This window comes from Pseudomonas sp. AF03-9 (assembly GCF_020515815.1).
Lineage (GTDB): Bacteria > Pseudomonadota > Gammaproteobacteria > Pseudomonadales > Pseudomonadaceae > Aquipseudomonas.
The window spans coordinates 559,415-585,128 of record NZ_JAHPJF010000001.1; the positions used below are offsets into that span (position 1 = coordinate 559,415).

Annotated in this window: 18 protein-coding genes; 13 read left to right on the forward strand and 5 right to left on the reverse strand. The window is 61.3% G+C overall.

Annotated features, from left to right (window positions below):
- Positions 1-22 precede the first annotated feature (22 nt).
- From LIY36_RS02585 to LIY36_RS02610, 6 genes are all read left to right on the forward strand, one after another.
- Positions 23-4,645, forward strand: coding sequence for a hypothetical protein (locus LIY36_RS02585; protein WP_226454709.1), 4,623 nt, complete (start codon positions 23-25; stop codon positions 4,643-4,645).
- A 62-nt stretch (positions 4,646-4,707) separates the two neighbouring features.
- Positions 4,708-5,700, forward strand: a complete 993-nt coding sequence (locus tag LIY36_RS02590) for an AraC family transcriptional regulator (protein ID WP_226454710.1) — start codon at positions 4,708-4,710, stop codon at positions 5,698-5,700.
- 122 nt (positions 5,701-5,822) lie between these two features.
- Positions 5,823-6,863, forward strand: coding sequence for a histone deacetylase family protein (locus LIY36_RS02595; protein WP_226454711.1), 1,041 nt, complete (start codon positions 5,823-5,825; stop codon positions 6,861-6,863).
- Positions 6,860-7,951 carry a polyamine ABC transporter substrate-binding protein gene (locus LIY36_RS02600; protein WP_226454712.1) on the forward strand — a complete coding sequence of 364 codons (1,092 nt, stop codon included), beginning with the start codon at positions 6,860-6,862 and terminating at the stop codon, positions 7,949-7,951. Before LIY36_RS02595 ends, LIY36_RS02600 begins: the two co-directional genes overlap by 4 nt.
- Before the next feature lie 123 nt (positions 7,952-8,074).
- The gene (locus LIY36_RS02605) at positions 8,075-11,197 is read left to right on the forward strand and encodes a dermonecrotic toxin domain-containing protein (RefSeq protein ID WP_226454713.1); all 3,123 of its coding nucleotides are present in this window, start codon (positions 8,075-8,077) and stop codon (positions 11,195-11,197) included.
- Positions 11,185-12,708 (forward strand): hypothetical protein, encoded by a 1,524-nt coding sequence (locus LIY36_RS02610; RefSeq protein ID WP_226454714.1) that lies wholly within the window; start codon positions 11,185-11,187, stop codon positions 12,706-12,708. Before LIY36_RS02605 ends, LIY36_RS02610 begins: the two co-directional genes overlap by 13 nt.
- Here LIY36_RS02610 and pdxR read toward each other — a convergent pair.
- Entirely contained in the window at positions 12,688-14,232 is a 1,545-nt protein-coding gene (pdxR, locus tag LIY36_RS02615) for a MocR-like pyridoxine biosynthesis transcription factor PdxR (RefSeq protein ID WP_226454715.1), read from the reverse strand. The two genes, LIY36_RS02610 and pdxR, sit on opposite strands and share 21 nt — an antisense overlap.
- Positions 14,233-14,319: 87 nt before the next feature.
- Between pdxR and LIY36_RS02620 the strand changes: the two genes are divergently transcribed.
- From LIY36_RS02620 to LIY36_RS02630, 3 genes are read left to right on the forward strand one after another with little or no spacing between them, the layout of a single operon-like run.
- Complete coding sequence (locus LIY36_RS02620) at positions 14,320-14,958, forward strand: FMN-binding negative transcriptional regulator (RefSeq protein WP_226454716.1); 639 nt, start codon at positions 14,320-14,322, stop codon at positions 14,956-14,958.
- Positions 14,955-15,401, forward strand: a complete 447-nt coding sequence (locus tag LIY36_RS02625) for a GNAT family N-acetyltransferase (RefSeq protein ID WP_226454717.1) — start codon at positions 14,955-14,957, stop codon at positions 15,399-15,401. The genes LIY36_RS02620 and LIY36_RS02625 overlap by 4 nt, the downstream gene beginning before the upstream one ends.
- Before the next feature lie 10 nt (positions 15,402-15,411).
- Positions 15,412-16,095 (forward strand): GNAT family N-acetyltransferase, encoded by a 684-nt coding sequence (locus LIY36_RS02630; RefSeq protein WP_226454718.1) that lies wholly within the window; start codon positions 15,412-15,414, stop codon positions 16,093-16,095.
- Positions 16,096-16,777: 682 nt separating this feature from the next.
- Here the strand turns inward: LIY36_RS02630 and LIY36_RS02635 are convergent.
- On the reverse strand, positions 16,778-17,674 hold the full coding sequence (locus LIY36_RS02635) for a homocysteine S-methyltransferase family protein (protein ID WP_226454719.1): 897 nt from the start codon (positions 17,672-17,674) through the stop codon (positions 16,778-16,780).
- 112 nt (positions 17,675-17,786) lie between these two features.
- Here LIY36_RS02635 and LIY36_RS02640 point away from each other — a divergent pair, with 112 nt between their 5' ends.
- The 3 genes from LIY36_RS02640 (at position 17,787) to LIY36_RS02650 (ending at position 20,950) form a co-directional block, all read left to right on the forward strand.
- The gene (locus tag LIY36_RS02640) at positions 17,787-18,608 is read left to right on the forward strand and encodes an ABC transporter substrate-binding protein (protein ID WP_192298071.1); all 822 of its coding nucleotides are present in this window, start codon (positions 17,787-17,789) and stop codon (positions 18,606-18,608) included.
- Complete coding sequence (locus tag LIY36_RS02645; RefSeq protein WP_226454720.1) at positions 18,605-19,435, forward strand: amino acid ABC transporter permease; 831 nt, start codon at positions 18,605-18,607, stop codon at positions 19,433-19,435. Before LIY36_RS02640 ends, LIY36_RS02645 begins: the two co-directional genes overlap by 4 nt.
- A 231-nt stretch (positions 19,436-19,666) precedes the next feature.
- Entirely contained in the window at positions 19,667-20,950 is a 1,284-nt protein-coding gene (locus tag LIY36_RS02650) for an autotransporter outer membrane beta-barrel domain-containing protein (protein WP_226454721.1), read from the forward strand.
- Positions 20,951-21,021: 71 nt separating this feature from the next.
- Here LIY36_RS02650 and oadA read toward each other — a convergent pair whose 3' ends face one another.
- Both oadA and LIY36_RS02660 read right to left on the reverse strand, forming a co-directional pair.
- A complete protein-coding gene (gene oadA, locus LIY36_RS02655; RefSeq protein ID WP_192298075.1) occupies positions 21,022-22,830 on the reverse strand; it encodes a sodium-extruding oxaloacetate decarboxylase subunit alpha in 1,809 nt (602 codons plus the stop codon).
- Positions 22,831-22,841: 11 nt separating this feature from the next.
- Positions 22,842-24,257, reverse strand: coding sequence for an acetyl-CoA carboxylase biotin carboxylase subunit (locus LIY36_RS02660; RefSeq protein ID WP_010565910.1), 1,416 nt, complete (start codon positions 24,255-24,257; stop codon positions 22,842-22,844).
- 196 nt (positions 24,258-24,453) lie between these two features.
- Here LIY36_RS02660 and LIY36_RS02665 point away from each other — a divergent pair, with 196 nt between their 5' ends.
- A complete protein-coding gene (locus tag LIY36_RS02665) occupies positions 24,454-25,428 on the forward strand; it encodes a LysR family transcriptional regulator (protein ID WP_226454722.1) in 975 nt (324 codons plus the stop codon).
- Here LIY36_RS02665 and LIY36_RS02670 read toward each other — a convergent pair.
- Entirely contained in the window at positions 25,358-25,555 is a 198-nt protein-coding gene (locus tag LIY36_RS02670) for a PA3496 family putative envelope integrity protein (RefSeq protein ID WP_226454723.1), read from the reverse strand. The two genes, LIY36_RS02665 and LIY36_RS02670, sit on opposite strands and share 71 nt — an antisense overlap.
- Positions 25,556-25,714 lie beyond the last annotated feature (159 nt).

Consider the following 25,714-nt stretch of genomic DNA (forward strand, 5'->3'; position numbering starts at 1 on the left):
CTTTTGCCTGCCAGGACGCACCATGACCACACCTCTTTCAACGTACTCCCATCAAAACCTCACCGACACGCTGGTCACGCAAATGTCCACCGGCCCGGCGTTTCGTGAAGTCGCCGCCACATTGCTGCGTGAGCAACTGCAAGAGCTGTATCCGGACCTGGACCTCGACCCGAACGTGACCATGGTGGGTACCCCAATCTGGGGTATTGAAGAGGGTCATGTCGTACCCATCGACCGCCATTACAAAGCGCTCACCGATATCCTCGCCGTCCAGGCGGTGCTGGCCGTGCCTGCGCTGTATATCGAAGGCGAGCACTTTCTGACCCAACTGCCGATCGTTGAACCGGCAGTGCATTTGCCGGTGCGGATCCTCGACATCGCCCGCCTGATCAATACGCTGGCACCCGTGATGTTGCGTGGTTATCAACAGGCTCAGACGGAGTACTGGAACGCGTCCGAGGCTGACAGCGGCCCGCGCTGGCACGCGCTGGCCGCGACGCTGCGCGATTTCTGGAACATAACGCAGGCGCCCGGCTTGAGCGACGACGATTGCCAGATGGCACGCGAGCTGTATCGCACGCCGGACTTCGCCCAGCGCGGCCTCAATGACTCCCAGGCCGTCAGGGCCTACGTGATTGATATCGACAAAGTCGACGACGCAGGCAAGGCCACTCATCTGGAAGATCACTTGATCAGCGTGTTGATCGGCCGGAGAAATGGCCAAGAGGTGATCCTCACCCATTCCCTGCTTGGCGGCTTCAAGAAATACACCAGCCAGGAAAACCTGGGCGAAGACCTGCCGCACCTGTTGAGTACCGCACTGGGGCGCATCAAAGTGCAGTGGCGCCTGATAGAACCCGATGGCGATTTTTTCGACTACCTGGCCTGCACCTTTATCAGCCTCCAGATCACCGCCATTGGGGGCATCGACTTTTCCGGCCTGCGTGAGCCGGGCGCCTCCCAGCAACGCCTGGCCCAACCGCCAGCGCCTGATGTCACGCCCAGTGAGTCCGACATGCAGCAGTATGTAAACGCCCTTCCCGACTGGTTGACCGAGGCGTCGGCCTCAGACCAGGACGCCTTCTCGCGCCACCTCAAAGACCTCGCGACCCTGCACAGTTTGAGTCGCGGCAAGACCTATCAAGAGGGTATAAGCCCCCTCCAGCAATACACCCTGGACCAGCTTAACGCCGAGATGCTCAAGGACCATCCCGAGGCCTCAACGCGGTGGCTGGGCAGCCTCGACATCGTCGTGCGCAGCCCAGTGTTCTGGGGCTTGTTCCCAGTGCCCGGGCAGATCGACACATCGATATTCAGCGTGACCGAACTGGCGCTGCAAAACCTCATCGCCCTGCCTATGGGGGTCAAGACACTGCGCCAGCGTAGTCGGGAAAAACTGCCTGACTGGTTGACCGTCGACTACCTGGAAAGCCTGATCAGCCGCGTGGACATCGGCAACACTTACCCGGCCCTGATCAAGGCAACACTGCTGGACGACCCGCTGGAGACCGCTCGCCGCCAGTTGCTCTACACCCAGCACTTGCGCATCCAACTGCCGATGCTGGCACTGCAATGCAAGATCCGTGGTGAGGGCGGGATCAATGAACTGGGTTATCGATACATCAACGCATTGATGCAGGCTGTCCCCGCCGACCGTCAGGTGGATGGCCAGATGATCGTCATTCGCCCGCTGGCCTTTGTGCCGACCCGACGGCTGGACACCACGCCGGATGTGGTCGCTAACATGTTCGTGATCGGCCCCCAGAACATGAGCGCCGGCCCTTGCTTGCTCTACCGGCCGCTGCTCGATAACCCACTGTCGCAATTCCCGTCGCCGAACAATTTGATCTACGCCTTGCAACAGTCGACGAGCCTGCGCGAATCGGTCTTGGCCTGGCTGCCCGATAACGCTCGAGATGACTACGCCCAGTTCGTGTTTCCCGGTGATCTACCTTCACCTTGGGTGGCGATCACGTTCGTGGTGGACCCGGTCAAGGGGTGGGCAATGAGCGGGCCGATAAAATTGAGCCAGAACACCATAGACGGCGATCTGTTCACCACGCTGTACAACGCCAACGCCAACGCACTGGTGAGCCTGGCCGACCGGCAATCGGTGTCCAACGCCGAAGCCCGCTGGGCGACGTTCAAGCACATCGGTTGGGCGCTCTTCAACGCAGTCCTGCCGTTTCTCGGGCGCACCGTGGGCACGGCGGTCTGGATCTGGCAGATCATGGACCAAGTGCAACACGTCGAAGACACCCTGTCCCACCCCGAGCAAGAGTCGCCCTGGGTTGCCCTCGCCGACCTGCTGCTGAATATTGGCATGGCCATCACCTTGCACTGCGTCACCCACCGCTCGCCAGGCGTCGCATCGAGAAACAATGTGTTTGCGCCGGTGCGCCCTCGGCCACCCGCCCAGCTAAAACCGGAGATAGTCAGCAAACTCGCAACCATCAGCTCCGATAACCTGGGCCCACACGACCGCCCTCTGCATATCAGTGGCGCAGTCAACCGCACGCCGGTGCGATTGGCCACCGTGCTGGACAGTTTCAAAGTGACCAAACCCGGCACCCTCGACGAGATCAACGACGAGGCAGGGCCTCACCAGCATCTGTATCGCAGTGGTGCGCACTGGTATGCCCCGGTGGGCGAGCGCTGGTTCCAGGTGCTGGTGGATGAAAACGATACCGTCTTGATCGTCGACCCCGCCCGTCCCGAGCGCACCGGTCCGCCGTTGGTCCACAACAGCAAGGGCCAGTGGTTTGTCGATACGCGTCTGCGCCTGCGAGGGGGTGGCCCCAAGGTCATCAACAGAAGGGCGCTAGCGCTCGCCAAAAAAAGGGCCAGCGAACTGCGCAACGAACTGGATGAATTTGAGCGTCGCAAAGCCACTGCACAAGAGCGATTGGAACGTGCTCGCCGTGAATACGACGAAGCCCCTGCACAATCGATCGAGACCTTGCGCAAAGCCTACATCCAGGCCCTGGAGAACCAGCGCACGGACTACGAGTCGGCACTTCAAAAACTCAAAGAGCTAAACGTTCTTGACCCCAGGGCCACCTACGCGCCAAATGCCCTCAATTACATTAAGGCGCAGACCAAACTGACCCAAGAGGCAATACGAGACATTGTCTCCCGCTTCACCCCCAAGTGGAGAACCGTGCAGGAACTACTGCAAAGCCAGGCCGAATTACCGCAAACGCGTGATATTGAAGTGTTTCGTGAGACGCACACGCTGACCAACGAGTTGCTTGCCCAGATCCAATATATGGATGGCCGGTTCATGGAGCTCAAACGTTTGGGTAAAGTCGGTTCGTTGCACTTGGTGGATCAGCAGGCAAAGATGCCCGTCTACACCTCCAATAGCCTCAAGGCTTTTCGCGTAACACTCAGCCGCAACCTGTGCCTGCGTGCAGAGACCCTCGACACTGCTCAGGACGCCTGGGCGCAGATTGACCAAATCATCAACACGGCCGATATCGCAATCCAGTGCCTGCACGACACCCTGGCAGAGATAAGCGAACGGCGTCTGGATGAGCGGATTGATAGCCTGAGCAGCTTGATCGAGCAGTTTCAGATGCTGGATGAACGCTTGCAGGATTTCCACGTGGAGTACTCCGAACAAGCCCTCACCAATCCGCTGCTTGAGTTACGCAGGGAGCTCACCGACTTCCAGCGGCTTGCCACCCGTAACCTCGGTGAGCTCAGTATCGAAAGAACGGCTGTCAGAAGCCGCCCCACTCCGCCTTCATCCCCGCTTCGCCCTCAAAAGAGGTTTATTTACACCCGTTTCAACGGCCTGTTGATTGGCGAGCCGCGCTTGTCGGATGTCGGTCTGGACACTGGCATTGTGGATATTCGCTCACCAACGACCAATCAAATCCTCGCGACCTACCATGAGAAAACTGAGGGTGTGTGGGTTTTACGCATAAAGACCCCGCCGCCCTCGGCTGAATCCATTGCCGTGGACGTACAAACCAGTATCGATCAGGGCCAGGGTTTGCTCGATGAATTGCCGGTGTTTCTCGCAAGGGCTCGCGCTCAAGCTCTGTTCTCAGACCGAGCGCCCTTCGGCATCGAATACCTGTATCACCAGCATGCTCTGAAACTGGAACACGCCAGCAATACAATCGAACACGCTCTGACGCAACAAAACATCACCGAAAGCTCTGGGCACTACGCCTCCGCCAGTAAGGTGAACGCGGCCCTCGATACCGCGCTGAAGGATCTCTACCAACAGAGCAATCAGCTGGTACAGCGCAGGCTCAAACTGCATCCGCCGACTGTGACCGGCGTCCAATGGCTGGAACGGCACAAGGCAATCACCATCAAAAAAGAAACCGTGAAACGCCGCATGATCCCAGGCAACCCGAAAGACTTCCTGGATGAGTACAGCATCACTGACCGCTCCAACGGGACAGTGCTGTGGTACGCACACTTTCACTACAGCGCCGACTGGACATCGGACAACGCTTATCAGTCTGCCCGCTTGGTAACCCCGACAGAGCAACGTGCGGGTAACACCAGCTTTATGCCGCCAAACTTGACCCGGGCGGAAACGGTGGCGTTCTATCGCAGTGAGATCAGTGTGGCGCAGGCCCACATGCTGTTTTTCCAGAAATCGACGCCCAAATCCGTCAGTTGATCAATACCAGGGGACGGCATGCAACTTGCTGCCCCTCAGCCACACTCTGGCACCGGCTTCCCATGCTGCATTCACACCTGACCACCCTCAATGCGGTGTCCCTGGTCCTGGCCACGTTCCAGGACCAGGGCACGGCAAGCGATGTATTACTGGCCGGCAGCGGTATCGGAACCGCCGATCTGCGCCACGCAGACACGCGCATCACCACCTGCCAGGAAATGCGCGTATGCGCCAATGCCGTGGCCCTGCGCCAAGACATCGGCCTGGAACTGGGCCAGCGCATGCATGTGTCCGGCTACGGTTTGCTCGGCTATGCCCTACTCACCAGTGCCACCTTAGGTGACGCTTTGCGCCTGGCACTACGCTACCCGGCGCTGTTGGGAACACTCTTCGAGCTGAGCCTGGTGGACGATGGCGAACAGATCTGGCTGACCGCTGGCGACTATCGGGAGAACCCGGCATTGGCAGCGTTCAACGTGGAGTTCTGCCTGGTGTCGCTTAAGGTCATCTGCGATGACTTGCTAGGTCGCGCCTTGCCGTTGCGTGAGGCGCGCTTCGACTACCCAGCGCCGGATTACCACGCTCGTTATGCCGAGCGTTTCGGCTGCCCATTGCACTTTGCCGCCCAGGCCAACGGGTTTGCCTTCGACCAGGCATGGCTTAAGCAACCGCTGCCGCTGGCAGACGCCATCACCCACCGCGCCATGGCCGAGCGCTGCCGTAAACAGAACTCCGAATTCACCGGGCGCCAGGCCTGGCTCAACCGCGTGCGCCAATTGTTGGCCGATCAACTGCACGCCGCGCCCGGCCTTGATGGCTTGGCGGCACAGATGAACTGCTCGGCGCGTACCCTGCGGCGGCACTTGCAGGCCCTGGGATGCAGCTACCAGCAATTGCTCGACGAGCTGCGCTTTGAGCAAGCCAAGCAATGGCTGGCGCAAGATCAGATGCCGATCCATCAGATTGCCGAGCAACTGGGCTTTAGCGAAACCGCGAGCTTTCGCCATGCGTTTGTGCGCTGGAGTGGTGTAGCGCCCAGCCTGATGCGCCATTAATGGGCGAATTATGGTCAGCGTTTTTGGCCACATTTATCCCCTTCTGGCCGCTCCTGCCGTTCTCATGATTGCTGCGTGACGCAACACTGCAAGGCACAACAACGAGCCTGCGGGGAGTACCCATGCTGACGATCTACTCCGACGACCACCACCTGCACCACGGACGCTGCGAACTGATGGACGGGCAACTGATGCCCTGTTTCGAAATGCCCTCGCGCGCCGACCACGTGCTGCAACGGGTCAAGGACCGCGAGCTGGGCCCGGTACTGGCGCCGCAGGACTTTGGCCTGGCGCCCCTGCAACGCATACACAGCCGCGACTACCTGGATTTTTTCAAAGGTGCCTGGGCACGCTGGAGCGAATTTGGCCAGGACGGCGACCTGCTGCCCTACACATGGCCCGCCCGCACCCTGCGCCGGGTGTTGCCCACCAGCCTGCATGGGCAACTGGGGTATTACAGCTTCGACGGCGGCGCCCCCATCACCGTCGGCACCTGGCAAGCGGCCTATAGCGCGGCCCAGGTCGCGTTGACCGCGCAACAGGCGATCCAGCAAGGCGCCCACAGCGCCTTCGCACTTTGCCGACCACCGGGGCACCACGCCGCCAGTGACTTGATGGGGGGTTATTGCTACCTGAACAATGCCGCGATTGCCGCCCAGGCATTTCTCGACCAGGGCCGGCAGAAGGTCGCGATCCTGGATGTGGATTACCACCACGGCAACGGTACCCAGTCGATTTTCTATGAGCGCAGCGATGTGCTCTTCACCTCGATCCATGGCCACCCCGAGGCGGAGTTTCCGTTTTTCCTGGGGTATGCCGATGAGCGGGGAGAGGGTGCCGGTGAAGGCTTCAACTTCAACTACCCGTTGCCGGCCGGCTCGGGCTGGGACATCTGGAGCGCGGCACTGGACGCGGCCTGCGATGAGATCGAGGACTACAGCGCCGACATCATCGTGGTATCCCTGGGCGTCGACACGTTCAAGCACGACCCCATCTCCCAATTCAAGCTCGACAGCCCGGACTACCTGGCCATGGGCCGCCGCATCGCACGCCTGGGCAAGCCCACGCTGTTCGTGATGGAAGGTGGCTACGCGGTGGCAGAAATCGGCATCAACGCCGTCAACGTCCTCGAAGGTTTCGAACAACAAGGAGCTACCCGATGAAGATGCTCACCTCCCTGGCCCTGTGCATCGCCGTGTTGAGCGGCACGGTGCATGGCGAAGAAAAAACCCTCAAGGTCTACAACTGGTTCGACTACATCACCCCCAAGGCGCTGGAAGACTTCAAGGCGCAGAACACCAGCGTCAAGCTGGTGTATGACATCTTCGACACCAACGAAGCCCTGGAGGCCAAGCTGCTCACCGGCAACTCCGGCTATGACGTGGTGGTGCCGTCCAACGTGTTCCTGGCCAAGCAGATCGAGGCCGGCGTGTTCCAGCCCCTGGACCGCAGCCAATTGCCCAACTGGAACCACCTGGACCCCAAACTGATGAAGTTGATCGAGGCCAACGACCCCGGCAACAAGTTCGCCGTGCCCTACATGTACGGCACCATCCTGATCGGCTTCAACCCGGCCAAGGTCAAGGCCGCCCTGGGGGATAACGCGCCGGTGGACAGCTGGGACCTGATCTTCAAGCAAGAGAACATCAGCAAGCTCAAGCAGTGCGGCGTGGCCCTGCTGGACTCGCCGTCGGAGATCCTGCCCCTGGCCCTGCAACACCTGGGCCTGGACCCCAACAGCAACAACCCCAAGGACTATGAAAAAGCCGAGGCGCTGTTGCTGAAGATCCGCCCCTACATCACCTACTTCCATTCCTCCAAGTACATGGCCGACATTGCCAACGGCGACATCTGCGTGGCCGTGGGTTACTCGGGCAGCTTCTCCCAAGCCGCCAACCGTGCCAAGGAAGCCAAGAACGGCGTGACCGTGGACATGCGCCTGCCTAAAGAAGGCGCGCCGATCTGGTTCGACATGCTCGCCATCCCCAAAGGCGCTCAGAACCCGCAGGACGCCTACACCTTCATCAACTACCTGTTGCAGCCCCAGGTCATTGCGCCCATCAGTGATTTTGTCGGCTACCCCAACCCCAACAAGGACGCCACCCTGCAAGTCGACCCGGCGATCCGCAACAATCCCAACCTGTACCCCACCGACGCGGCCATGGCCACGCTCTATACCTTGAAGCCACTGGACAGCAAAGCCGAGCGCGCCAGAACGCGGGCCTGGACCAGGATCAAGTCCGGCACCTGATCGCAACGCCCGCTCCCGCCAGGGAGCGGGCCCCGGTACTTATCTACCGTCTACGCAGCACCCTCAGTGATTACTTTGCGGCTCCACAGCCCGAACGGGCTGGTGACCGACAAGGAGCTGAATGTGCCCAACGACGCCCCCAACCACAGCAATAACAACCGCCCCTCTACCAGCTATGGCCTGCTGACCCAGTTGACCACTGGCCCGACCACTCGAGAGGTCGCCAGCGCCCTGCTGAAGACGGCGCTCAGCGAGCAATACCCTACGCTCAACCTCAACCCGGACCTGGCGATGCTCGTAACGCCACGCTGGCGAGCCAACAAGGAGGTGGTCGAGCCACTTGAACCACTGAGCGAATCCCTCACCAGCATCCTGGCCCGCCAGGCGCTGGGACGTGAACCGGTCACCTACCTGGAAGGCGAACACTTCCTGACCCTACAACCCAACACCACACCCTCCGTACACCTACCCGTACAGATCGACGCCATAGGCCGCCTGATCAACGAACTCGCCTTACTGCTGTACAGCGCGTTCCAGGAGCAACAACTGGATTACTGGAACGCGTCCTACAACAGCACCGGCATTCGCTGGCAAGTGTTTTCCAGTGCCTTGAGCAAAATATGGAATGTGACCCAGGTGCAAGGCTGGGATGAAGAAGACTGCGCCATGGCCCGCACGCTGTACCACTCCCCCGACCTGGCCATGCGGGCGGACAAGGACCCCTATCAGAGCCACGCCTACCTGATGGATGTAGACCTGCAAGGGCCCCCCCACCAACAACACGTAGGCCTGTTGGATATGGCCATATTGGTGGGCACCCATCAGCAACGCACGATCATCCTCACCTACTCGCTGATCGCCGGATACGAGCGCTTCGACTCCATGGAGCAACTGTCGGACAGCCTGCTCTACAAGCTGAGCAACGTGCGCCCGGATGCCGAGGTGAAATGGCGGCTGTACGAGCCCCGCGGCAACTTCTTCGACAGCCAGGCGTGCGCCCTGATCGCCCTGCAAATCGACGCCATCGGCACGCTGGACAAGGACGCCGCCGACAACCGGGCCGAACTGTCTCGACATCGCCCGGCTGTCGCCCGGATCATGCCCAGCATCGAAGACCTGAGCGACCACCGGTTGTCGAATATCCGGGAGATCCACCAACGCTTGCCTGCCTGGATGATCGCGGCCTCGGACCTGGATATGGCCGCCTACAGCCGCCTCATGATCGACCTGGCCCAATTGCATACCCATTATCGCGGGCGCACCTTCAACGACGACATTGCACCGATCCGCGATTACGCTCGTGAGCAACTGCAAGACCGGATCAAGACGCATCCTAAGGGCGCGATGCTGAATGTGGACAAGATCCAGATCGTGATTCAGAGCCCGGTGATCTGGGGCACCTTCGTGGTCCCCGGGGGTGAGGAAATCACTCGCCGCAGCCTGATTGACCTGGCCCTGGACAACCTCACAGGCCTACCCACCGGCGTATCGAGTGTGATCTACAACGGTAACGACGCTCCCGACTGGCTGACTTTTGACTACTTGAAGGGAGTGATCGAAAGCCTGGATATCGGGGCAAACTACCCAGCCCTGATCCGCCAGAAGTTGCTGGATGCCCCCCTGGAGTCCAACCGCCGCCAGGCGCTGTACACCTCGCACCTGCGCCTGCAGCTACCCTTGTTGGCGCTGCAATTGAAAATGCAGCGGCGCAACGGGCTGGATGAGCGCGGTTTTTTGTATGTCGCTGCGGCAGTGCAGGCCGAAGCGTATGAGCGCCACGTCGACGGGCAACCCGCCGTGATCCGCCCCCTCGCCTTCTCCCCCGCCCTGCGGCCCGGCCACCGCGAGGACGTGGTTGCCAATATGTTCGTCATCGGCCCCCAGGACCACACCGCAGGCCCCTGCGTGCTCTATCGGCCCTTGCTGCAGCCGATGCTGCTGCAGTTTCCCTCTCGACAAAACCTGCTCTATGCCATCAAGCATGATTGTGCGTTGCGTGAGTCCGTGCTGGCCTGGCTCCCCGAAGCAGAACGTTTCAATTATGGCCAGTACGTATTCCCCGGCACCCTGCCATCGCCATGGATCGCTGTGCGCGCACTGGTCGAGCCGGCGACCCTGGTGTACATGAGCGGGCCGATTGGCCTCGGTGACGAAGTCCTGCTCGGCGATCCACTGACGACATTGTTCACCAGCAATGCCAACGCGCTGATCGAACTGGCGACCCGGCAATCGGTTTCCAACGCGCAAAAACGCTGGGCCACCCTTCGCCACGCAGGCTGGCAGATTTTTAACGGCGCCCTGCCATTCCTTGGACGCACTGTCGGTATCGCCGTGTGGATCTGGCAGATCATGGACGACCTCCAGGAAGCCGAGCAGTTGGTCGAGACCCCCGAAGCCCATGCCCCCTGGACAGCACTGGTGGATATGTTCCTCAACCTGGGCATGGCCCTGGCCCTGCATGTCGCGTTGCGCCATCCCACTCGCGAAGTCATTCCCGAGTCCCTTGAGCCGCTGGCAGAACCCAAGCTCGAGCTCGACCTGGGTGAAATCACCAAAGAAGAACCCGCCCCAGCGATCGAACAGGTTTCGGTGACTCGTCAACCCGACGTTTCCGAACGCGAACTGCCCCCCTTGCACCAAGGCCCGCTGAACGCCAGTGGCGCCTTGCTGCGCACCCCCTCTAGCCTTGGCGCGACGCTGGACAGCTTTGCCACCCCCCAACCCGAAGGGTTGGGGGCGCCCAGCAAAACCGCCGGGGCACATATGCACCTCTATCCCCACGGCGATAAATGGTACGCACCCGTTGCACAGCGTTGGTTCGAAGTCACGCTGGACGCCAACGACAACGTGATGATCATTGATCCGCAAAAAAACACTCGTACCGGCCCCCTGCTGATTTGCAACCTGGCCGGGCAGTGGTTTGTCGACACGCGCCTGCGCCTGCGCGGCGGCGGGTTCAGAAACCGGCGGCGGGCCGCCCAGGAGCAGAAGCCCTCGCGGATCCAGACCCTGCGCAGAGAACTCAGCGCGTTCAACGCCGATGAAGATCGCGTTCAGGCTCAATTGTCCGCCGCACTGTTGGCGATAGGCACTGAGCCGGGCCCTTCCACCGACCTGCGCCGCGAAGCCTTTATCAGCCAGGTGAATGAACGCCTGGAGGCCTACGATGTGCCGATCCGCCAGCTTCGGAGCCTGGGCATCATCGACAGCGTGCCAACTATCAGAGTGCGATGGTGGACTACCTGAACAAGCAGTTGATACTGACACGCACCGCCGTAGAGGAGCGCCTGGGACCGTTCCGCGACCTGCTGGAAACCACCGTGGAGGCATTGGAATCCAACCTGCCTGCCGACCCGCAGACCCAAGCCGCGTACGCGCAGACCATGTCGGACATGACCGTAGAGATGATTCGACGCATGCAGTACATCGAGACGCGCTTTCGCGAACTGGACGGCCTCGGGGCGGCGGGCGCCCGGGTCATCCAGAGCACCATGCGGGCGTTGCCGAACATTCGAGTCACCGACCTCAAGGCCCTGCAAATCACCATAGGCCGCTACTTGTGCAGCGCTATTACAGCGGGTGATGGGCAGGACGTTGCCCGTGGCCGGCTCAATGTCATCGTCGACGCCGTGGACCTCAGCGTGCAGAGCTTCATCGAGGTGCTCGACAAGATCAACGGTAGCCCGCTGGAGCAGCGCATTGAAGTCTTGAACAGCCTGGTCGAGCAGTTCACGCTCGGCGACCAGCGCCTGCTCGATCTGCATGCCGATTACCCGGAACACCTGCTGCGCGAGCCACTGGAAACCCTGCGCCAGTATATCGACGACTTCAATCAGCGGGCCATCCAAGACCTGGTAAAACTGCTGCGCGAAAGAAGGTCCCAGGAACCCAAGCCCGGGCCATCCAAGCCGCCAACCACGCCACAGCGCAAAATCATCAAGACCCGCTTCCAGGGTGTCGTGGTGGGCGAACCCCGCGAATCCGACAGTAGCCTGGTGGACGTCAAGGCGCCGATGACCGGTAAGATCATCGCCACCTTCCACGAGAAAACGCCAGGGGTGTGGGTTGAACGCGTAGCCCCGGTAGTGCTCCCGCCAACGCCGAAAAAGGTCGACCTGGACACAAGCGTCAATGCCGGCCAGAGCCTGCTGGAGGAGGAGGCGGCGACGACCCGGCGCATCCTTGGGCACTCCCGCAAAGCCGGACGGCTGCCGGTGGAGATTGAAGAAATGTTCAGCCAATACGCCACGCGCCTGGCACACGCCGCCAGCGAAGTAGAAACGGCACTGACCCAACTCAACCTGACCGGAATCGACCGCCCCCTTGTCGCCACCCTCAGCAAAAACCTCGCCGACGCCTCCACACGGCTGTTTGAACTGGGCAAAAACACCCGCATCAGCATGATCAAGCAGCAACCCCCTACCGCTACACGCCTGGAGTGGCTGCACAACGACGGGCAGGTGGCCATCAAACAAGTCGGCGCCCGTCGCCGCCTCAAGGGCCCGGGCAAGGACTACCTCGACGAATACGAAATACGCGATGCCCAGGACAATACAGTGCTGTGGTACGCACACTTTCATTACCCTTCGCCCCAGGCGGCTGTTGAAGCGTTCAGCGCCGCACACCTCAAGACCCGGGACCAACAGAAACTCGGCGGCGCCTTTGAGCGCAAGGGGGCCAGTGACCGTGACCAGATTGCGATTTATCGCAGTGAGATCAGCCCGGCATTGGCCAGGTCACTGTTTTTCCGAGGTTGAAGCCTGCCACGCCACCGTCAGACGCGCCAACGCCTGGGCGATGGCTGGCTCGGGCACGGCGGCAAACCCCAACACCAGGCCTGCGCGCTGGTCCACGGGGGTTGTGGATTGCGCCAGCCAGTAAGTGCTCAAGCCGTTGACTTCGACCTCTGCGGCCCTGGCCTGCTCAAGCAATTGCTGCTCGCGCGCCAGGCTGTCCACCCGCACCGTCAGGTGCAGCCCGGCCGCGACACCCGGTAACTGACCGACACCCGCCAGGCCGCTCGGCCAACCGGCGAGCAAGGCGTTGCGTCGGCTCAAGGCCGCACGCCGCATGCGCCGGATATGCCGCTGGAAATGCCCGGCGGCCATGAATTCGGCCATCACTGCCTGGGTACTCACCTCTGAGTGACGCATATCCACCGCACGGCGGCGGGAGAAGGCATCCACCAGCCCCGGCGGCAATACCAGATAGCCCAGGCGCAACGCGGGGAACGCGACTTTGCCGAAGGTGCCGACATAAAGCACGCGGCCGCTGCGATCCAGGGCCGCCAAGGGTGACAGGGGCGCACCGCTGTAGCGGTACTCACCGTCGTAGTCGTCTTCGATGATCCAGCCACCCGCGCGCTCGGCCCAGGCCAGCAACTCCAGGCGTCGCGCCAGGCTCATGACCACGCCCAGCGGGTATTGGTGGGACGGCGTGACATACGCCACACGGCAGTCATCCAGGCTATTGAGTACCTGGCAGTCGATCCCCTCAGCGTCGACCTGCACGCCGTGCAAGCGCCCGCCCGCCAGCGCGAACGCATGGCCTGCGGCGCGGTAACCAGGGTTTTCCACCGCAACCCCGTCGCCGGGCTCCACCAGCAACTGTGCACAAAGGCTAATCGCCTGCTGCGCACCACTGGTGATCACAATTTGTTCAGCACTGCACTGCATACCCCGGGAGCTGAGCAGGTAAGCGGCGATCAAACCACGCAGGCGTGCATCACCCGCCGGGTCGCCGTAGCACAGTTGCTCCAGGTCCGGTTTGCGCCAGAAAGCCCCATTCAGCTTGGCCCATACGTCAAACGGAAACAGATCGAACGCCGGTACACCCACGCGAAAAGCCCGTGGCGGACCCACCGGTGGTTGCGGCAAATGGTTGTTTTCCACGCGCCCCAATGCAGCTCTGTGGATAACTTCCGTGGAGGAATTGACCGGCAGATCCAGCCAATTTGTGGATAAGGCTGGGGATAAGCCTGTGCGTAACCCTGTGGATACTTTTGTGGATAATTTTCCCGCGCCTGGCAGTTGCGCCACATAAGTGCCATCGCCGACCCGGCTTTCGATAAACCCTTCGGCGTACAGCTGATCGTAGGCACGCACCACGCTGTTGCGCGAGATCGACAGCGCCGCCGCCAAATCACGACTGGCGGGCAAGCGCGTGCCACTGACCAGACGCCCGTCCAACACCCGTTGGCGCAGGGCTTCGTAGAGTTGGCGGGCCAGCCCCTGGCGACGATCCAGTTCGATACCGGCGGGATTGAACGACATTGGCGGCATATTGGACCTATGAAATTGGCCTTAGATGGCTCTTACAACGAACCATTAGCCTGCCTAGGATGGGCGCATTCGCCAAGGAAATTTTCCATGTACACACCCCGCGCCTTTGCCCTCGACGATTTGCCCGAACTTCATCAGTTGATCCAGCACACACGCCTGGCGCAGTTGGTGACGTTTGGCGAACAAGGCCTGCTGGCCAGCCATTTACCGCTGCTGCTCAACCCCGATGAAGGCCCGAACGGCACGCTCTACGGGCACTTGGCCAAGGCCAATCCCCAGTGGCGGGACTTGCAGAACGGCCGCGAAGCTTTGCTGATCTTTGCCGGCGCCGAGGCCTATGTCAGCCCGGCGTTTTACCCGTCCAAGGCTGAGCACGGCAAAGTCGTGCCCACCTGGAACTACATCGCCGTGCACGCCTACGGTACTGCCGACGTGTTCAGCGATGCCGAGCGGCTGCTTGGGGTGGTCAGTGCGCTGACCGATCGCCATGAAGCCGGTCGCACCCAGCCGTGGAAAGTCAGCGATGCCCCGGCCGACTACATTGACGGCATGCTCAAGGCTATCGTCGGCTTCGCCCTGCCCATCGAGCGCCTGATCGGCAAGCGCAAACTCAGCCAGAACCGCAGCCCGGCCGACGTCGCCGGGGTCCGCGAAGGCCTGGCTGCCAGCACCGATGTGCGCGACCAGAGCCTCGCCCGCTATATTCCCCAAGGAGTTGCAGAATGAGTTCGATCGAGATCCGCCAGGTGACCGCCGCCGACCACACCGCCTGGCTGCCGCTGTGGCAGACGTACCTGAAGTTCTACAACACCGAACTGCCGGACGCCGTCAGCCAAAGTACCTGGCAACGCCTGATCGACCCAAGCGAGCCGACCCATTCGGCGCTGGCCTGGCAGGATGGCAAGGCGGTGGGCATGGTCAATTTCATCTACCACCGTTCCAACTGGAGCATCGAGAATGCCTGCTACCTGCAAGACCTGCTGGTGGACCCGGCCCAACGCGGCACCGGTGTCGGCCGCAAGCTGATCGAATTCGTCTACACCACCGCCAGGGCCGATGGCTGTTGCAAGGTGCACTGGCTGACTCACGAGACCAACGCCACGGCGATCCAGTTGTACGAACGCATCGCCGAACGCCCCGGTTTCATCCAATTTCGCAAAGGTCTTTAAGGAGCGCAGCATGTCCACTTCCCTCGCCGACTGGAAAGGCGCACCCGCCCCCACCGTGCAACTGCTTGAAGGGCGCTTTATCCGCCTGGAAAAACTCGACCCGGCGCGCCATGCCGAGCAGTTGTGGCAAGCCCTCGAAGGCCCCGGCGCCGATCCCAAGCTGTGGGACTACCTGCCTTACGGCCCTTTCCCGGAGCGCAGCGCGTTCAACGACTGGCTCAACAACCACGCGACCCACAGCGACCCGTACTTTTTCAGCGTGGTCGACCGCGCGACCGGCCAGGTGCAAGGCATTCTCAGCCTGATGTCCATCGTGCCGGCCCAGGGCCGCATCGAGATCGGCCACGTCACCTTTGGCGCGCCGATGCAGCGCTCGCCAAAAAGCACCGAGGCGGTGTATTTGCTGGCCAAATATGCGTTCGAGCAGGGTTATCGTCGCTTGGAGTGGAAGTGCAACAACGGCAATGCCCGCTCCAAATATGCGGCTGAGCGCTTGGGCTTCAGCTTTGAGGGGGTGTTCCGCCAGCATATGGTGGTCAAGGGGCAGAACCGGGATACGGCGTGGTATTCGATCATTGACTCGCAATGGCCGCAGATCGGGGCGGGGTTCGAGCAGTGGTTGTCGGAAGAAAACCAGTCAGGCTCGGGCCAACTGAAGTCCCTGGCTGAATGCCGAAGCCCAGGCAGCGCATAACCCCTGTGGGAGGATCTATGGTTGAGGGGCAGCATATCCGCCAGCAGTACCGCCGCCTTCGCAGCCTCGCTAAAGCTCGACAACTCCCACAAGGGATTGGCAGTGCCTGGGCGATCTCCAGCCAAACACTGACAGCCCGGCAACCCCAATCAACTGTGGGAGCGGGCTTGCCCGCGAAAGCGGTGGTTCAGGCAACCTCTATGCCAGCAGTTCCACCGCCTTCGCAGCCTCGCTAAAGCTCGACAGCTCCCACAAGGGATTGGCAGTGCCTGGGCGATCTCCAGCCAAACACTGACAGCCCGGCAACCCCAATCAACTGTGGGAGCGGGCTTGCCCGCGAAAGCGGTGGTTCAGGCAACCTCTCTGCCAGCAGTACCGCCGCCTTCGCAGCCTCGCTAAAGCTCGACAACTCCCACAAGGGATTGGCAGTGCCCGGGCGATCTCCAGCCGAACGCTGACCGCCCAGCAACCCCAATCAACTGTGGGAGCGGGCTTGCCCGCGAAAGCGGTGGCTAAGGCAACCTCTATGCCAGCAGTGCCGCCGCCTTCGCAGCCTCGCTAAAGCTCGGCAGCTCCCACAGGAGATTGGCAATGCCTGGGCGATCTCCAGCCGAGCGCCTACTGCCCATCAACATCGCTCCCACACAAGCCTGCTCCCACCTGTTGACGTGTGTGGGTTCTATTACCCCAGCTTCTGCGCCAACACCGCGATATGCTCCGGCCCAATCCCGCAGCAACCACCCAGGTGGCTGGCACCGCGGGCCTGCCAATCGGCCGCCCAGTGCAAGTAACCCGGTGGATCAAGGTCTTCGCGCAGCGGGTCCAGGCCATCATTGGCCGTGGCTTCTTTCGGCTGCGGAGGAAAGGCGTTGGCGTAGGCCCCCACCTGAATCTGCACGCCCAGGCGTGCGAAAGTCTGGCGAGCGGCGTCGATGGCGTCGCCAATCACTTCCGGCTGGCTGCAGTTGAACAGCAGCACCTCAACCCCCAACTGCGCAGCGGCCTCTGCCGCTTGCGCCACCGGCTCGCCGGAGCGCAGGCGCGGCACGTCGTCGGTGTCTTCATCCTTCAAGGTAAACGACAGCCAGAACGGTTTGCCGTCCTTTGGCAGCCCGGCCTGGATGGCGCGTGCTTCGGCGATCGAGCTTTGGGTTTCCGCCAGCCACAGGTCGACAAAGGGCGCGAGGCCCTGCACCAGTGGCGTCAGCAATTCAGACACGCGCTGCGGTTCGAACAGGTCGGGACGATATGAACCAAACAGCGGCGGCAGCGAGCCGGCCACACGCACAGCCTTGCCGGATGCCTCCACGGCACGTCGTGCCAATTCACCCGCCAGCGCCGCCAGGGCCTGGCCCTCGGCGGCGAAGCGCGCCTCGCCGATATGGAACGGCACCACCGCGTAGCTGTTGCTGGTGATGACGTTGGCGCCGCTCTGGATATAAGCCGCATGCACCGCCTCAACCGCTTGTGGCGCCTCGCTCAAGGCCAAGGCTGACCACTCCGGCTGCCGGAACGGCGCGCCACGGCGTTGCAGTTCACGGCCCATGCCGCCATCGAGAATTACTGTTGTTGTGGCCATATGCTTTTTACTCATAAGCTTATGAAAATAACTCACTATGAGAGTCGTTCTTATAACTATTTAATACGTTCAATTCCGCTCATAACAACTCTTTTTTACTCAGGTGTCCTCCGTGAAACTAAAACCGCTGCTGGCCTTGGGCCTGACGATTCTGGCTGCTTCCACTCAAGCCTTCGGCGGCGTCACGCTGGATCGGGTCGAGAAAAACAAAGAACTGGTCGGCGTGCTGATGGAAAGCTACCCGCCGTTCTCGTTTCTGAACGAGCAAAACCAGCTCGATGGCTTCGACGTCGACGTCGCCAAAGCCGTGGCACAAAAGCTCGGCGTGAAGCTGCGCCTGGAAACTCCGTCCTGGGACGTGATCGCCGCCGGCCGCTGGAGTGGGCGCTACGACATCTGCATCTGCTCCATGACCCCGAGCAAGGCCCGCGCTGAAGTGTTCGACTTCCCGGTGGAGTACTACGCGTCGCCAGCGGTGATCGTGGTCAACGCCACGGATAATCGCATCCACAGCGCCAAGGACTTGAGCGGCAAGAAAGTCGGCCTCACCAGCGCCTCCAGCTACGAGAGCTACCTGAACAAGAACCTGGTGATCGAAGGTGCCGAGGATACCCAGTTGCAGTACCCGTTCGACAACGTCGAAATCGCCCCCTATGACACCGACAACGTGGCCTTCCAGGACCTCGGCCTGGGTGCCGGCAAGCGCCTGGATGCGATCCTCACCAACCTGGTCACCGCCCAGCCGCGCCTGACCGAAGACAAGCGCTTCAAGCTGGCCGGCGAGCCGCTGTATTCGGAGCCCAACTCGGTGGCCATCGAAAAAGGCGACCCGCAGTGGGACAGCAAGGTGCGTGAGGTCTTCGCCCAGTTGAAACAGGACGGCACCCTGAGCAAGCTCTCGCAAAAATGGATCGGCGCCGATATCAGCCAATGACAGCGTTCCCGACACCTCCCAAGCCACCGGTGAGTGCATCGCGGGTGCAGCGGCTGCTGGGCTTTCGCACCCGCCTGTACCTCACCTGGGCTGCGCTGCTGTGCCTGTTTGCCAGCTTCTTCCTGAGCTTTGACCTGAAGTTCTCGATCATCCTCGACAAGCTGCCCAACCTTGTCGGTGTGCACCTGGCGCCCAACGGCTTCCTGCAAGGCGCGGCGTTGACGCTGTTTTTATGCCTGTGCTCGATCGCAATTTCGTCGGTGCTGGGCTTTGTCACCGCACTGGGGCGCTTGTCGAAAAGCGCCGTGGCCTTCGGTATCGCGAGCTTCTACGCCTCGTTTTTTCGCGGCACGCCGCTGCTGATCCAGATCCTGCTGATCTACCTCGGCCTGCCCCAACTGGGCCTGGTGCCAGGCGCGATCGTCGCCGGGATTATCGCGTTGTCGCTGAACTACGGCGCTTACCTGAGCGAAATTTTCCGCGCCGGCATCCTCGGCGTCGCCCACGGCCAGCGCGAAGCCGCCCTGGCCCTGGGCATGCGCGACAGTGCGATCTTCTGGCACGTGACCCTGCCCCAGGCCATGCGCACCATCATCCCGCCAGCGACCAACCAGTTCATCTCGATGCTCAAGGACTCGTCGCTGATCTCGGTGATGGGCGTGTGGGAAGTGATGTTCCTGGCGCAGTCCTATGGACGGTCGAGTTATCGCTATATCGAGATGCTGACCACCGCTGCGATTATTTACTGGGTGCTGTCGCTGGGCCTGGAACTGATCCAGGCGCGGATGGAACGGCATTACGGCAAGGGGTATGTGCGCCGTAGCTGATGCTCAGCTGTAGTGACGGCGCAGTTTGGCCACGCCCATTTGCACACCGGGCAACTGCAATAAAATGCAGGTAAATGACGGATGTGCGATTTTGTACGCAATAAAATGCAGACCCTACTTGAACGCGTGCCAATAGAGACAACTCCCGCAAACCGGCAGCCCTTGCCCTGACAGTTATCCCCCCGCCATCTCGCTAAATTCCCGGCCTCATCCACAAGAGGTCGGGAACTCATGCCCATAACCCCCCGCAGAATCGCATTTTTCATCAGCCTTGCGGTTGCCGCCAGCCTTCCCCATGCGCAAGCACGGGGCGACATCGAATACATGCCCTATTGGGTTCACCCTTACGACGCACTGGATGACGAATGGGCGTATGAACCGACAATCGAAGCCGCGCCCATCGACGGCTATTTCACCCGGCAAGCCACCACGTACAACGGCTTGCAGGTCGCGAAAGTGCTAGAGCCCGCAGTGGTTCGCCTGCTGGAATCCGGCCAACTGACCTCCGAGCAACTCAAGGCCTTGCAAACACTCAACGCCGAACTTGCGCAGCAACCGAATGGCTTTGGCGCGGCCCTCGAACAGTTGGCCGGTAGCCAGAATGCCAACCTGGCGGCTGCAACACAGAGCACCACCCAGCAGCTCGGCAGCCGCGTGCTCTCGGCCTTGCGCGAACTGCCCACCGACACCGACGGTCACTTCTGGGTCAAGAACCTCGGCAGTGAAGGCGGCCTCGACAGCCAGCGCGGCACCGCCGGCCTGAACACGGCCAACCAGGGTGTGCTCATGGGCGCAGACTGGGCAGTCGATCATGCTTGGCGAGTCGGGGTGCTGGGGGCCAAGTCCAGCAGTCGCTTCGACGCCCAACGCTTTACTGCCGACCTGGACAGCTGGCACCTGGGCGGCTACGCCGTGCGTCAGGACGGCCCATTGGCGTTGCGCCTGGGGGCGATCTACAGCAGCCATGCCGGGCAGAACCGTCGCGGCATTGAGATCCTCAGTTACAAGGACACGCTCAAAGGCAAGTACGACGCCAGCAGCCAAAATGTGTTTGGTGAAGTGGGCTACCAACTGGGCACTGGCAGCTTGAGCATCGAGCCATTTGCCGGGCTTGGCTACCAGCGCTACAGCCGTGACAGTTTCAGGGAGCAAGGCGGGCCGGCGGCGTTGCATGTCGAGGCACAAACCCAGCAAAACCTGAGCAGCACCTTTGGCCTACGCCTGGCCAAGCAGATTCGGTTCGATAACCAGATGAGCCTCACACCCCACCTGAGTGCGGGCTGGAAACACCTCTACGGTGACGTTGATAGCCAGGTGCGCCAATCCTTTCGCCAGAGCGGCATTGAAGCTTTCACCATTCAGGGCTCCTCTCTGGATCGCAACAGCCTCAGCCTGCAAGCCGGGCTGGACCTGGCACTGTCGGAAAACCACACCGTCGGCCTGGCCTACGTCGGCGAAAACGGCACCCATAGCAGCAACCAGGGTTTGATGGGCCAGTGGCGCATGCGTTTCTAAGCAAATTTCAGGCGAAAAAAAAGGGGGGCACCTGCCCCCCCGAGGATTAAGCGGTCGTGTCGAAGGCTGGATCAGCCTTCGATTTCAATCAGGATTTCGCCAGGGTTGACCCGGTCGCCCTTGGCCACGTGAACGGCAGTCACCTTGCCGGCAATCGCTGCCTGCACTTCGGTTTCCATCTTCATCGCTTCGGTGATCAGCACGGCCTGGCCGGCCTTGACCACGTCGCCGGCCTTGACCAGTACGTCGACGATATTGCCCGGCATCGCGGTGCTGACATGGCCAGGCTCGGTGGCTTGCTTGCGCTTGCTGCTGCCGCCGCCGACAAACTCGTTGAGCGGTTCGAACACCACTTCTTCAGGCATGCCGTCGATGGACAGGTAGAAGTGCCGCTTGCCTTCGGCCTTCACGCCGACACCGGTGATGTCCACGCGGTAGCTCTCACCGTGGACGTCGATGACGAACTCGGTCGGCACCCCTTCGCCACCGGCACGCGCCACGCCGCCGGCTTCAGGGATTGGCAGCAACACTTCTGGAACCAGGGTACCGGCGTCGCGTTCTTCGAGGAACTTGCGGCCAATGTCCGGGAACATGGCGTAGGTCAGCACGTCTTCTTCAGACTTGGCCAACGCACCGATTTCGCCGCGCAGCTTGGTCATTTCCGGCTTGAGCAGGTCGGCCGGGCGTACGTCGATCACTTCTTCGCTGCCGATGGCCTGGCGCCGCAGTTGTTCGTTCACGGTGCCCGGCGCCTTGCCATAGCCGCCTTGCAGGTACAGCTTCACTTCGTTGGTGATGGTCTTGTAGCGCTCGCCGGCCAGCACGTTGAAGAACGCCTGGGTGCCGACGATCTGCGAGGTCGGCGTGACCAGCGGCGGGAAGCCGAGGTCTTCACGCACGCGCGGGATTTCGGCCAGCACTTCGCCCATGCGATTGAGGGCGCCCTGCTCTTTCAACTGGTTGGCGAGGTTGGAAATCATCCCGCCCGGCACTTGGTTGACCTGCACACGCGTGTCGACGGCGGTGAATTCGCTTTCGAACTGGTGATACTTCTTACGCACAGCGTAGAAGTACAGGCCGATCTCTTGCAGCAGTTCCAGGTCGAGGCCGGTGTCGAATTCGCTGCCTTTGAGGGCGGCGACCATCGACTCGGTGCCCGGGTGACTGGTGCCCCAGGCGAAGCTGGAGATGGCGGTGTCGATGTGATCGGCACCGTTTTCGATGGCCTTGAGTTGGCACATCGCGGCCAGACCCGCAGTGTCATGGGAGTGGATAAAGATCGGCAGGGTCTGCTCGGCTTTCAGCGCCTTGACCAGTTCGCCGGTGGCGTACGGGGTCAGCAGGCCAGCCATGTCCTTGATCGCGATGGAGTCGCAACCCATGGCTTCCAACTGCTTGGCCTGGGCCACGAATGCCTCGACGGTGTGCACCGGGCTGGTGGTGTAGGCGATGGTGCCCTGGGCGTGTTTGCCGGCGGCTTTCACGGCCTCGATGGCAACGCGCAGGTTACGCACGTCGTTCATCGCGTCGAAGATGCGGAACACGTCGATGCCATTCACGGCGGCCTTGGCGACGAAGGCTTTGACCACGTCGTCGCTGTAGTGACGGTAGCCCAGCAGGTTCTGGCCACGCAGCAGCATTTGCAGGCGCGTGTTGGGCAGTGCGGCGCGCAGTTTGCGCAGGCGCTCCCACGGGTCTTCCTTGAGGAAGCGCACGCATGCATCGAAGGTCGCGCCGCCCCAGACTTCCAGGGACCAGTAGCCAACTTTGTCGAGCTTGTCGCAGATCGGCAGCATGTCGTCGGTGCGCATGCGGGTGGCCAGCAACGATTGATGGGCGTCGCGCAGGATGGTGTCGGTTACGAATATTTTCTTAGTCATTGTTCTATTCCTCACAGGCCTGCGTGGGCGGCGATGGCGGCGGCGATGGCCAGGGCCAGCTCTTCGGGTTTGCGCTTGATCGAGTAGTTGGTCAGCTCAGGGTGGCTTTCAACGAAACTGGTGTTGAACTGGCCGCTGCGGAATTCCGGATTGCGCAGGATTTCCTGGTAGTAGGCGGCGGTGGTCTTCACGCCTTGCAGGCGCATGTCATCCAGGGCACGCAGGCCGCGGTCCATGGCTTCTTCCCAGGTCAACGCCCACACCACCAGTTTCAGGCACATGGAGTCGTAGAACGGCGGGATGGTGTAGCCGGTGTAGATCGCCGTGTCGGTGCGCACGCCGGGGCCGCCGGGGGCGTAGTAACGGGTGATCTTGCCGAAACTGGGCAGGAAGTTGTTTTTCGGGTCTTCGGCGTTGATCCGGAACTGCAACGCGAAACCACGGTGCTGGATGTCTTCCTGTTTCACCGACAGCGGCAGGCCCGAGGCGATGCGGATCTGCTCACGGACGATGTCGATCCCGGTGATTTCTTCGGTGATGGTGTGTTCCACCTGCACCCGGGTGTTCATCTCCATGAAATACACCTCGCCCTCGGCGAGCAGGAACTCCACGGTGCCAGCGTTCTCGTAGCCCACGGCCTTGGCGGCACGCACCGACAGGTCGCCGATGTAGGCACGCTGTTCCGGAGTCAGCTGAGGGCTGGGGGCGATTTCGATGAGCTTCTGGTTACGACGCTGGATCGAGCAATCGCGCTCGAACAAATGCACCACGTTGCCAAAGCTGTCACCCAGGATCTGCGCCTCGATGTGCTTGGGATTGACGATGCATTTTTCCAGGAACACTTCCGCCGAACCGAACGCCTTGGTGGCTTCGGAAATCACGCGGGGGAAGGCTTGTTCGAGTTCTTCGCGGCTGTTGCAGCGACGGATACCGCGACCGCCACCACCGGAGGTGGCCTTGAGCATCACTGGGTAACCAATGCGGTCACCTTCGGTGAGTGCCTCAGCGATGTCGGCGACGTTGCCTTCGGTGCCGGGAGTGACCGGCACACCGGCCTTGATCATGCTGCGGCGCGCTTCAGTCTTGTCGCCCATGCGGCGGATCACTTCAGCGGCCGGGCCGATGAACTTGATTCCACGTTCGGCGCAGATGTCCGCCAGTTCGGCGTTTTCCGACAGGAAGCCGTAGCCGGGGTGCAGCGCGTCACAACCGGTTTCCACAGCCAGGTTCACCAGCTTGCGCGGGTTCAGGTAACCGGCCAGGGGCTCGGCACCGATGCTGTGGGCTTCATCAGCACGTTTGACGTGCAACGCGTGGCGGTCGGCGTCGGAGTAGACCGCGACCGAGCGAATGCCCATCTCGGCGCAGGCACGCACGATTCGTACGGCAATTTCACCACGGTTGGCGATCAGGATCTTTTTTATCACTTGGAAATTCCCTTGAGCCGATTGCTGCGTTCTTCGACCCGCTAGACCCGGGTCGACGCGTGACCAAATGTTTCATGACAGTCGCGAGACACACACTAAGCCCGTGGAGGGATTAACAAAAATCAATAATTATTGGGTCGTGCATAAGTAAAGACTTATAGTTGGCCGGACGGCCTCCCGCGAAAGGACTATAAAAATGCGTAAGTCATTGATGCGTATGACATTGCGTCAATTGCAGATCTTCAATGAGGTGTGCGATTTGCGCTCCTATAGCCGCGCTGCCGAGGAAATGTCCCTCACGCAACCGGCCGTCAGCCTGCAAATTCGTCAGTTGGAAGAGCTGATCGGCCAGCCGTTGTTTGACTACGTCGGCAAAAAACTCTACATGACCGAGGCCGCCGAAGCCTTGCAGCGCGCCAGCCGGGATATTTTCGGGCGCCTGGAAAACCTCGATATGCAGCTCTCGGACATGCAGGGTTCGCTGCAAGGCCAGTTGAAGCTGGCGATTGAGTCCAGCGCCAAATACTTCGTGCCGCACCTGTTTGCCGCGTTCAAGCGCCAGCATCCCGAAGTGCAACTGCACCTCACGGTGGTCAACCGCGCCCAGGTGATCCGCAGGCTGTCGGATAACCGGGACGATCTGGTGATCATGTCCATGGTGCCCCAGGACATGGGCCTGGAATTCCTGCCGTTCCTCAACAACCCGATTGTCGCCGTGGCGCGCCTCGACCATCCCTTGAGCCTGCAAGGTCCGCTGCGCCTGCAGGATCTGGAGCCGTACACGCTGCTGGTACGCGAGCAGGGTTCCGGCACGCGGATGGCTTGCGAGGAGTACTTCAAGGAGAAGCGCGTGCACTTCACCCAGACGGTGGAAGTGTCGTCCGCCGAGGCCCAGCGCGAATGTGTGAGCGCAGGTTTGGGCGTGGCCTTGCTGACGCGCCACGCGGTCAACCTGGAACTGGCCACCGGCGGGCTCAAGGAGCTGCCGGTGGAAGAACTGCCGCTGTACCGCAGCTGGTGCCTGGTGCAGGCCAAGGCCAAGCGCCTGTCACCCGTGGCCCACGCGTTCCTGGGCTTTATCCGCAGCGAACGGGTGCAGATCAGCGCACTGGCTGAGCGTTTCGCTGGGCAGCTACGGGTACCTGCCAATGGAGTTCCGGGTAGTCACTGATGCTTTTGAGCAATTGGCGTTCTTCACAACGGTCTTCGATTGCACGACGGAACGCCATGCGGCGTTGGTCTTCCTGCTGACGGCGGGTTTTTACGGCGCTGTTACTGTCTTCGTAGGGACGGGCCATTTCGAGTCTCCCAATGCGAGTACGGGAGTTCAGGATGGGCTCTGGCGGTTACGGTTTGGCGGCGGAGGGATGACAGGACGATGAATCTGCTGGAAATACAGGAGATCAAAATGTGGGAGCGGGCTTGCTCGCGAAGGCGGTGGATCAGTTAAAACATCT

Bases quoted from the DNA above. Each gene is read 5' to 3' on its own strand.
- LIY36_RS02585 (WP_226454709.1), top strand. From the start codon at position 23: ATGACCACACCTCTTTCAACGTACTCCCATCAAAACCTCACCGACACG.
- LIY36_RS02590 (WP_226454710.1), top strand. From the start codon at position 4,708: ATGCTGCATTCACACCTGACCACCCTCAATGCGGTGTCCCTGGTCCTG.
- LIY36_RS02595 (WP_226454711.1), top strand. From the start codon at position 5,823: ATGCTGACGATCTACTCCGACGACCACCACCTGCACCACGGACGCTGC.
- LIY36_RS02600 (WP_226454712.1), top strand. From the start codon at position 6,860: ATGAAGATGCTCACCTCCCTGGCCCTGTGCATCGCCGTGTTGAGCGGC.
- pdxR (WP_226454715.1), bottom strand. From the start codon at position 14,232: ATGCCGCCAATGTCGTTCAATCCCGCCGGTATCGAACTGGATCGTCGC.
- LIY36_RS02620 (WP_226454716.1), top strand. From the start codon at position 14,320: ATGTACACACCCCGCGCCTTTGCCCTCGACGATTTGCCCGAACTTCAT.
- LIY36_RS02625 (WP_226454717.1), top strand. From the start codon at position 14,955: ATGAGTTCGATCGAGATCCGCCAGGTGACCGCCGCCGACCACACCGCC.
- LIY36_RS02630 (WP_226454718.1), top strand. From the start codon at position 15,412: ATGTCCACTTCCCTCGCCGACTGGAAAGGCGCACCCGCCCCCACCGTG.
- LIY36_RS02635 (WP_226454719.1), bottom strand. From the start codon at position 17,674: ATGGCCACAACAACAGTAATTCTCGATGGCGGCATGGGCCGTGAACTG.
- LIY36_RS02645 (WP_226454720.1), top strand. From the start codon at position 18,605: ATGACAGCGTTCCCGACACCTCCCAAGCCACCGGTGAGTGCATCGCGG.
- LIY36_RS02650 (WP_226454721.1), top strand. From the start codon at position 19,667: ATGCCCATAACCCCCCGCAGAATCGCATTTTTCATCAGCCTTGCGGTT.
- oadA (WP_192298075.1), bottom strand. From the start codon at position 22,830: ATGACTAAGAAAATATTCGTAACCGACACCATCCTGCGCGACGCCCAT.
- LIY36_RS02665 (WP_226454722.1), top strand. From the start codon at position 24,454: ATGCGTAAGTCATTGATGCGTATGACATTGCGTCAATTGCAGATCTTC.
- LIY36_RS02670 (WP_226454723.1), bottom strand. From the start codon at position 25,555: ATGGCCCGTCCCTACGAAGACAGTAACAGCGCCGTAAAAACCCGCCGT.